The sequence below is a fragment of the Bradyrhizobium sp. SHOUNA76 genome (assembly GCF_023006445.1).
GTDB lineage: Bacteria > Pseudomonadota > Alphaproteobacteria > Rhizobiales > Xanthobacteraceae > Bradyrhizobium.
Map to the genome: position 1 here is coordinate 1 of NZ_JALBHA010000243.1, position 9,194 is coordinate 9,194.

A 9,194-nucleotide genomic window follows, 5' to 3' on the forward strand; every position below is an offset into this window, starting at 1 on the left:
GGCCGCCGCGGCAGCAGCGGGATGATTCGGGCGATCGCCGCCGCGGTGAAAGCGGTCAGGGTCGCGGCCCCATCGGCCGGCGCGACATCGCCGAGCCTGAGCGCCGCAAAGTCGTTGCGATCGAGCGATTTCGGCGGAGGCAACGCAAAGAACGGCAGCTCCAGCGCGTGGGCAATCCAGGCCTCATCGACCTTACCGAGCGCTGCGAACTTTCCTTCCGCATCGAACGCCTGGTTCATGGTGCGGTACATGAAATCGTCCAGCAGCGCGTTGCCGGGCCCGGTGTCGCAGGCGATCAGCGTGTCGTTGCCATCGATATAGGTGATGTTGGAGACGCCGCCGATATTGACGACGACGATCGGGCCCTCGCGATCCAGCGAATGGGCGAGCGCCCGATGGTAGACCGGTACGAACGGCGCCCCCTGCCCGCCGGCCTCGACGTCGGCGGCGCGGAAATCATGCATCACGGGGATATGGATCGCTTTCGCCAGCGCCGGAGCGTCACCGATCTGCACCGTCAGCCGCCGCTCGGGGCGATGCAGCACGGTCTGGCCGTGGAAGCCGACGATGTCGATGTCCTCGGGCTTCATGCGGTTCTGGGCAAAGAAGGCGGCAACCGCCTCGGCATGAGCCCGTGTCACCGCACGCTCGGCCTCGGCCAGGACACCTGGCCGGGCGTCACGTTGCGGCAGGTACGCCGCCTCGGACAGCGCCTGGCGCAGCAGGTTGCGCTCCGCCGGGCTATAGGCCCGGTAGCCGGACGGCCCGAAGGCCTGCACCCGTTTTCCGTCGGTCTCGATCAGCGCGACATCCACCCCGTCCAGCGAGGTGCCGCTCATCAAACCGAGTGCCGTCAACATCATGGATCAGCGTCCTCAAACACCCTCTCCGGCATGCCGATCTTGTGCCAGAGGGACACATCTTATAATGCCACAGCGCCAAGTGGCGGGCGGCCATCGGGTTCCCACCCAAGACCCTTAAATTGCCCCCAAAAAAGTAAACCAAGAATTGTCAGGCACGCCGACAGATGACTGCATTTAAATCGGATTTCCTCAATATCCTGCAGGAACGTGGTTTCATCCACCAGTGCTCCGATTTCGAGGGGCTGGACGCGCTCGCCGCCAAGGGCGAAGCGACCGCCTATGTCGGCTACGATTGCACCGCCCGCTCGCTGCACATCGGCAACTACCTCACCATGATGATGCTGCACTGGCTCCAGGAGTCCGGCAACAAGCCGATCACGCTGATGGGCGGCGGCACCACCATGGTGGGCGATCCCTCCGGCAAGGACGAGACGCGCGCGATGCGCACCGTCGCCGAGATCGAGGCCAACAAGGAATCGATCCGCGGCGTGTTCGCAAAGGTGCTGCGCTACGGCGAGGGCAAGAGCGACGCGATCATGCTCGACAATGCGGAGTGGCTGACCAGGTTGAACTGGATCGAGATGCTGCGCGATGTCGGCCGCCATTTCTCGGTCAATCGCATGCTGACCATGGACTCCGTGCGGCTGCGCCTCGAGCGCGAGCAGGAGATGAGCTTCATCGAGTTCAACTACATGGTCTGCCAGGCCTACGACTTCGTCGAGCTCGCCAAGCGCACCGGCTGCAAATTGCAGATGGGCGGCTCGGACCAGTGGGGCAACATCATCATGGGCGTCGATCTCGGCCGCCGCATGGGCACCCACCAGCTGTTCGCGCTGACGACGCCGCTGCTGACGACCGCATCGGGTGCCAAGATGGGCAAGACCGCGCAAGGCGCGGTGTGGCTCAATGCCGATCAGTTCTCGCCCTATGATTTCTGGCAGTATTGGCGCAACACCGAGGATGCCGACGTCGGCAAATTCCTGAAGCTGTTCACGACGCTGCCGATCGCTGAGATCAAGAAGCTCGAGGCGCTTGGCGGCTCGGAGATCAACGAGGCCAAGAAGGTGCTCGCCACCGAAGCGACGGCGCTGCTGCATGGCCGCGATGCCGCCAACGAAGCAGCCGAGACCGCGCGTCGTACCTTCGAAGAAGGCGCGCTCGCCGAGAGCCTGCCCACGGTGGAAATTCCGCGCGGCGAACTCGATGCCGGCCTCGGCGTGCTCAACGCTTTCGTCAAGGCCGGCCTCGTCGCCTCGAACGGCGAAGCACGCCGCCAGATCAAGGGCGGTGGCCTGCGCGTCAACGACCAACCCGTCAATGACGAGAAGCTGGCGCTGTCAGCGGCCAATCTGACGCCGGAGGGCGTGATCAAGCTCTCCTTCGGCAAGAAGAAGCATATCCTGATCAAGCCTGCATAGGCGTATGAGCTTTTCGCTGCTTGTCAGGGAGCGCCGAAGCGCGCTCCCCTGACCGGCAATGGATCAGAACACGCCCGATAGGGGAACGAGCAAGGAAGGCGTCGCGCTCACCGTGCTTGCGCTCTGCTTCACGCTGGCCGTGCTCGGCCGCGGGCTCGGCGACAGTTTTACAGTGTTCCTGAAGCCGATCTCAGAGAGCTTCGGCTGGGACCGCGCGCAGATCGTCTCGGTCTATTCCCTCACCTGGCTCGCGAGCGGTCTCACCGCACCCTTCGTCGGTCGTCTGTTCGACCATTCCGGACCGCGCATCGTCTATGCGCTCGGGCTGCTACTGCTCGGCGCGGCTTTCCTGATCGCGGCCCACGCCCAGCATCTCTGGCAGTTCCAACTCTCGATCGGCATGTGCGTCGGCATCGGCGTCGCCTTCATCGGCATCGTGCCGAACTCGATCCTGCTCGGCCGCTGGTTCGGGCGCCGTCTGCCGACCGCAATGTCCGTGGTGTATTCGGCAATGGGCGGCGGCGTGCTGGCGTTGCTGCCGGCATCGCAGCTCTTGATCGACCACATCGGCTGGCGCGACACCTATCAGCTGTTCGGCTTCGCAGCGTTGGGCCTGCTGGTCCCGCTGATGCTGTTGCCGTGGCGGCTGTTCGCTACAGGCTCGCCGCATGTCGTGAAGAAGACCGATCCCGACTTCATCGACAACGGCTGGACGCTTCTCGGCGCCATGCGCCACCACGCCTTCTGGGCGCTGTTCTCGACCTTCTTCTTCACCGCCGTCGGCATGTATGCGATCGCTGCCCAGATCGTGGCCTATCTGATCGACGCCGGCTTCCCGCCGCTCCAGGCCGCGACGGCCTGGGGTTTTTCCGGCGTCGTGCTGGTGTTCGGCATGCTCGGGGTCTCCGCGCTCGACGGGCTGATCGGACGGCGGCCATCGGTGCTGCTCAGCTACGCGATCTCGATCGTCGGCATCGTCCTGCTCTGGCTGCTTCAGTATTATCCGAACGTCATCCTGCTCACCGGTTTCGTCGTCTGCTTCGGCAGCATGATGGGCTCGCGCGGTCCACTGATTACCGCCACCGCAATGAAGATATTCCGCGGGAAACGCGTCGGTACGATCTTCGGCACGATCTCGATCGGGAGCGGATTGGGGTCGGCCTTCGGCTCATGGAGCGGCGGCCTCATCCACGACTTCACCCACGGTTACGATCTGCTGCTCATCTTCGCACTTGCGAGCGTGATCCTCGGAATGATTCCATTCCTGATCGTCCCCGCCTTGCGGGAGTAAGTTTCCCCGACGTAACCTGCATCCCTCGATGTCACCGGGGAATTACGGACGGCATGCGGGGAGCGGCGCGCGAAAAATTCCAGGACAACCGGCGTGAACGGACGAACTGCAGTGTTTTGTCCGTCATGACAAAATTGTCAGCACAAATTGACGCGGAGCCGCTTGCGGGGTCGAACTGAATACGGTCCAAGTCGCGCATTGGATGGAGGGCAAAAACCAATGGACTTTCCCTATCTCACTCGCTTTCAACCGGTTCTGTTGAGCCTGTTTCGCTTCATCACCGGCCTTTTGCTGTTTCAGTACGGCGTCGCCAAGATCTTCAAGTTTCCGGTGCTTCCTTACTTCGCCAACATCCCGCCGCTGATCTGGACGGCCGGCGCGCTCGAACTCGTGCTCGGTGCGCTGCTGATGCTCGGCCTGTTCACCCGCCTCAGCGCTTTCATCCTCGCCGGTGAAATGGCCTTCGCCTACTTCATGGGTCACATGTTCAAGGGCGAAACGCCGGTATTCCTGCCGCTGCTCAATGGCGGCACCGCGGCGATCCTGTTCTGCTTCGCCTGCCTCTATCTGTCGGCAGCCGGCGGCGGCTCGGTCAGTGCCGATGCGGCGATGGGCAAGAAATAGCGGCGCGTACGCGCCGCGCTGATGCGCCCCTGATTGACCCGCCAAGCGGGACGGCACCGGCAGACCCGGTGCCGTCTCAGCGCGCCCCCAGCACGTTCCAGATCAGGACGAGGGCCGCGACGAGCAGCACGGACATGATGATGCGGTGAGCGAATCGGTTCACTGCCGCTCCGGCCGAGCTCGATCACCACCAACTTCCGACATCATTTTTCTCCGCGACCTGACCCGCCACGCGCGGCGAGGCGCGTTCGGCCTGCATGTTTGCGCACGCGGCTGCCGACGCCGCGCGTGGCAGCACGTCGCACGCGTCCATTCATGATTGGTAAGAACTTCATGCTACCTACGCGAGCAATAACAACCATTTCCCATCGAGGCTGCGATGAAGCTGCTGAGTCACCTCAAGATCCGCACCAAGCTTGCCAGCATGGTGTGTCTCGCCGCCCTCACCGTTGCGGCCATCATCGGGGTATCGGCCGTGCTCAGCAAGAGCCGCATGATGGAGGATCGGGTCCAGCAGATGCGGACCGCCGTCGAGCTGCTCTACAACTACGCGCAATCGCTTCAGGATGAAGTTAGCGCCGGCAAGCTGACGCTGGCCGATGCCAAGGCCCAGTTCCATCAGCGCGGCCGCCGCATGAACTTCAATGGCAACCAGGGCTATCCGGTGGTCTACAATCAGGACGGCTCCCTGGTCGTGAACGGCGCCAACCAGCAGCTCGAAGGCAAGATCACGGGAGCCAAGGACTCCAACGGCGTGCTGATCGCGGAAGCCATCATCAAGGCCGGCAGCGAGACCGCGCAGGGTGGCGTGGCCTCCTATCTCTATCCCCGTCCCGGCCAGACCGAACCTGTCCGCAAGACAATATTCGCTCGCAAATTCGCCCCCTGGAACGTGACCGTCAGCTACGGCCTCTACGTCGACGACATCGACGCCGACGTGCGCGCGCTGACGCTGGAGCTGGCCGCGATCGGCATCGGCCTGATGCTGCTGATGGCGGCGCTATCCTGGCTGATCGCCCGCGACGTGCTCGGCGCGCTCGAGCGCCAGAAGAACCGCATGCAGGAGATTTCCGAAGGCGCCATCGACAAGCCGGTCGAGGAAACCGGCCGCGGCGACGAGATCGGCCGCATGGCCGAGACCCTCGAAGTGCTGCGTCAGACGGCTTTGACGGCCCGCTCGCTGGAAGCCGAACAGGTCGCCACCAAGACGCGGACCGAGCAGGAGAAGCGCGACGCCCTGATCTCCCTCGCCGACCGCTTCGATGCCTCCGTCGGCCAGCTCGTCGGCCTGATGGCCTCCGGCTCCGGCGAGCTCGAGACCACCGCCAAGTCGATGTCCTCGACCGCCGAAGGCACCAACCGCCGTGCCGCATTGGTCGGCTCGGCCGCCACCGAAGCCAGCCAGCGCGTCCAGACCGTCGCGGCTGCCGCCGAGGAGCTCTCCTCCTCCATCACCGAGATCAGCCGCCAGGTCGCCCAGTCTGCAGAAGTCACGGGACGCGCGGTCGACAGCGCCCGCCGCACCGACACCATCGTGCGTGCGCTCTCGGACGGCGCCCAGCAGATCGAGCACGTCGCGGAGCTGATTTCCAACATCGCCGCCCAGACCAATCTGCTCGCGCTCAACGCCACCATCGAGGCCGCGCGTGCCGGTGAAGCCGGCCGCGGCTTTGCCGTCGTCGCTTCCGAGGTGAAATCGCTCGCGAGCCAGACCGCGGAAGCCACCCGCGAGATCGGCGACAAGATCGCCCAGATCCAGGGCGCGACCAAGGAGGCCGTGGACGCGATCGGCGGCATCACCGCCACCATCGAGGAGGTCAGCCGCATCGCGACCTCGATCGGCGCGGCCATCGAGGAGCAAGGCGCCGCCACCGCCGAGATCGCCCGCAGCGTCTCGCAGACCGCGGAGGCGACCAGGGAAGTCACCACCAATATCGGCGGCGTCTCCACCGCTGCCAACGAGACCGGCAATGCAGCCGACATGGTGCTCGCCGCGGCCTCGAACCTCTCCAAGCAAGCCGAGCAGCTCTCCGGCGAAGTCGGCACCTTCCTCGCGGGCGTGCGCGCGGCGTAAGCGGCACTCAGCACTCCAAACCATGGCCGTCATGCCCGGGCTTGTCCCGCCTGCGCGGCCGAAGCCGCTTCGGCGCGGCGAAGGCCCGGGCATCCACGTTCTTCGTGCCATGTGATGAGGCGTGGATGGCCGGGACAAGCCCGGCCATGACGCGGAGACAAGCCGTCCTGCGCTTATCGCCGCGCGAGACTACAACCGCTGGAAAGCTGGCGCGTCGAGCCGGTCGAGCCGTCGTTGGACTGCGAGGGGAATTCCTCGAACGGCGAGTTCTGCTTGCCGGTGTTGAACTCGAAGATCTTGCGGAACAGGCCGGGCGCCATCGCCGAGATCGGATTGACGCGCATCACAGGCGCCGCTGGTGTGCCGACCACCTCATAGGTCACGCCGATCAACCCTTCATTGTTGCCGCCGCCGAGGAAGATGCCGAACAGCGGAATCTGGCCGAAGATGTTGTTGACGCCATACATCGGCACGAAGGTACCGCTCATGCAGACCTGATTGCCGGGATAGTCGATCGAGCCCTCGATGGTGGCGCCGATCATCGGGCCCTTGACCACGCCATCGCGGATGGTGAGCGCGCCGTTCTGCCGGGTGAACTCGGCGCGGAGCGCGCTGAAGGAGACGCCGTTTCCGGTACCGTTGGGCGCGCCGGCGGCGACGCGTTCGAGCTGAGCCTCGCCCTTCACCGTGAAGTCACGGACATTGATGAGGCCCTCGCGCGAGGTGTTCGGCTCCGACGTCGGCGGCTCCATCGCCACCACCATCTGGCCGCCGACCGCCTTGGTGTAGGTGTCGGTGAAGCGCAGCAGCGCGCCGGCATCGTTGGTCTGGAGGTAGATCACCTCGCGGCTGCCCTGCGCACGCCCGCCGCGCAGATCGGCCGCCACTGGCGTATCGCGGCCGATCTTGCCGCTCAGGGTAAAGGCCTTGATGGCGCCGCTGCGCTTCGACATCTTGGCATCGACGCTGCGCATCGCCTCACCATTGAAACCGGCGATGGCACCCAGCTTCACGTCGATGTCGAAATCGACGTTCTTCATCTTGTTCTTGGAATCGTCCTTGGAATTGCCTGAAATCGCCGACTTCAGGAAGCCGCGGCCATCGAACACGTCGCCGCGCATGGTGCCCCTGATGACGCCGTCCTGACCACGCTCGGCCTTCAATGAGGTCTTGTCGCCGTCGGACGGCGAATAGGTCGGGAAGTTCACGTTCATGAGGTCGCCATTCGCGTCGACCTCGAGCGAGCCCTTGATCGAGGCGCCGCCGCCTTCGATGACGATGTCCTCAAGCCGCGTCGATTGCGCCGTCGGCACGACCTTGAAGCTGGCCTTGCCTGATTTGCCCGGCGGCTTGAGCCAGCCCGGCAGGATATTGTCGAGCTTGACCGACGTCAGGTCGGCCTCGACGCCGAGCTTCGTCGTCTGGTCGGGACCGCCGGCGATCTTGCCCGACAGCTTGATCGGCAACGATCCGCTGACGGCGGGGCCGAGATCGAACCCCAATCGCGCCCGGCTCGCATCATCCAGCGTCGCCTGCAGTCTGACGTCAGCATCGCCTTCGGTCGGCTTGCGGTAGTCGAGTGAGGCCGCCTGGCCGTTGATCTTGACGTCGCCCTTGACCTGATAACCCCCGTTGTTCGCGACGATCTTGAGATTGTTGGCCTCCAGCTTCTGGTTCATCACCAGCTTGTCGGCTGAGAAGCCGTTGAGGTCGGCCGTCACGGCATAGGTCGTGTCAGACTTGGTCAACTCGCCCTTGACCGGCATGCCGAGCTGGATGTTCGCCGTGAATGTGCCCTTGCTGGTATTGGGGTCGACGACTGTCGACGACAGATCGCTTAGGCGATCATTGGAGAGCATTTCGGCCGCTGCTGGCACCGGTCCCTCGACGCGAAACTTCGTTCGCGATGGCGAGGGCTTCGGCGCCATGTCCGGGACCTCGAAGGTGAAGTCGGAAATCGTGACCTTGCGGCCTGCGGGCGTATCGGCAATGCCCTGGCTGATATTCACGGTCGCGGTGCGGCCGGTCACGCGCGCCTTCAAATCGGCATCGTGCACGACAGGCATTCCGTCCACGGGACGGACCGCGACGCCGCTCGCCACGATGTTGACCGAGAGGCCGTCGTCGGGAATGGGCGGGCCCTTGCGCGGAAGGTTCTTCGTCGGCGAGTTGACGCCGATCTCGATGCGCTGAAGCGTACCGCGCTCGATCCGCTCGATCACCCATTCGCGCAACTCGGGAACGACCAGCGTCGGCCACATCCGCTTCAGCGCAGAGGCCGACATCGGCGTCCCCGCAAAGCCCAGCGTCAGCCGCGGCTCGCCGGAATAGTCGATGGCACCGGTGCCGGCGACGCCGATCTCGCCATTGCTGATGTCGGCTTGGGTCAGCAGGAAGCGCTTGTGGTCGGTGTCGAAACGGAAGCCGATCGCAATGCGGTTGAAGACGAGCGGCGGCTCGTTGTCGATGCCGCCGAGCAGGATCGAACCGCCGCTGAAGCCCAGTTGCCAGTCATTGACGGTCCCGTTGGGCGGCTCGAGATGAGCCAGCAGCGTCAGGCGGTTCGCGCCCGACAGGATCTTGAACGGTGCGACCAGCACCCGGCGATTGGCGTCCCACTCGACGTTGATCTCGGCCTGGTCGATCGCCATCGGATAATCTGGCGTGTCGGTGTCGATGATACGGCCCGCGCCGATCGCGATCTTGCCGCGGAAGAATGTCGGCACACCATCGCGGCCGAGCTCGCCCTTGAGCTCGCCCGTGAGCGGCAGGTCGGCCGTATAGGTGAGGTCCTTGACCCGCAGTGCCAGCAGAATGTTGGAGGTCGAGACCTTGTCGGCCTTGATGTCGACCGAGCGCACGCCGTTCTCGGCCGGCCCGATCGTGGCGCGCAGCATCCACGGGCGCGCGCCCTCCTCGCCCAG

General features: G+C 64.6%; 6 protein-coding genes. 4 read left to right on the forward strand and 2 right to left on the reverse strand.

Annotated features, from left to right (window positions below):
* A partial coding sequence (locus MOV74_RS22605; RefSeq protein WP_246927081.1) for an anhydro-N-acetylmuramic acid kinase occupies positions 1-863 on the reverse strand: 863 nt, incomplete at its 3' end.
* Positions 864-1,027: 164 nt separating this feature from the next.
* On the opposite strand from MOV74_RS22605, the gene tyrS reads away from it, so the two are divergent.
* From tyrS to MOV74_RS22625, 4 genes are all read left to right on the forward strand, one after another.
* Entirely contained in the window at positions 1,028-2,281 is a 1,254-nt protein-coding gene (gene tyrS, locus MOV74_RS22610) for a tyrosine--tRNA ligase (protein ID WP_246927099.1), read from the forward strand.
* Positions 2,282-2,339: 58 nt separating this feature from the next.
* Entirely contained in the window at positions 2,340-3,572 is a 1,233-nt protein-coding gene (locus MOV74_RS22615) for an MFS transporter (RefSeq protein ID WP_246927102.1), read from the forward strand.
* A gap of 219 nt (positions 3,573-3,791) precedes the next feature.
* The gene (locus MOV74_RS22620; RefSeq protein WP_246927104.1) at positions 3,792-4,196 is read left to right on the forward strand and encodes a DoxX family protein; all 405 of its coding nucleotides are present in this window, start codon (positions 3,792-3,794) and stop codon (positions 4,194-4,196) included.
* Between the two features lie 379 nt (positions 4,197-4,575).
* A complete protein-coding gene (locus tag MOV74_RS22625; RefSeq protein ID WP_246927118.1) occupies positions 4,576-6,270 on the forward strand; it encodes a methyl-accepting chemotaxis protein in 1,695 nt (564 codons plus the stop codon).
* Between the two features lie 173 nt (positions 6,271-6,443).
* Here the strand turns inward: MOV74_RS22625 and MOV74_RS22630 are convergent.
* Positions 6,444-9,194: AsmA-like C-terminal region-containing protein (locus MOV74_RS22630; protein WP_246927120.1), on the reverse strand; the 2,751-nt coding region annotated here is incomplete at its 5' end.

What these genes read in the sequence shown, in the direction of transcription:
- MOV74_RS22620 (WP_246927104.1), top strand. Translation starts at nt 3,792, where the DNA reads ATGGACTTTCCCTATCTCACTCGCTTTCAACCGGTTCTGTTGAGCCTG.
- MOV74_RS22615 (WP_246927102.1), top strand. Translation starts at nt 2,340, where the DNA reads ATGGATCAGAACACGCCCGATAGGGGAACGAGCAAGGAAGGCGTCGCG.
- MOV74_RS22625 (WP_246927118.1), top strand. Translation starts at nt 4,576, where the DNA reads ATGAAGCTGCTGAGTCACCTCAAGATCCGCACCAAGCTTGCCAGCATG.
- tyrS (WP_246927099.1), top strand. Translation starts at nt 1,028, where the DNA reads ATGACTGCATTTAAATCGGATTTCCTCAATATCCTGCAGGAACGTGGT.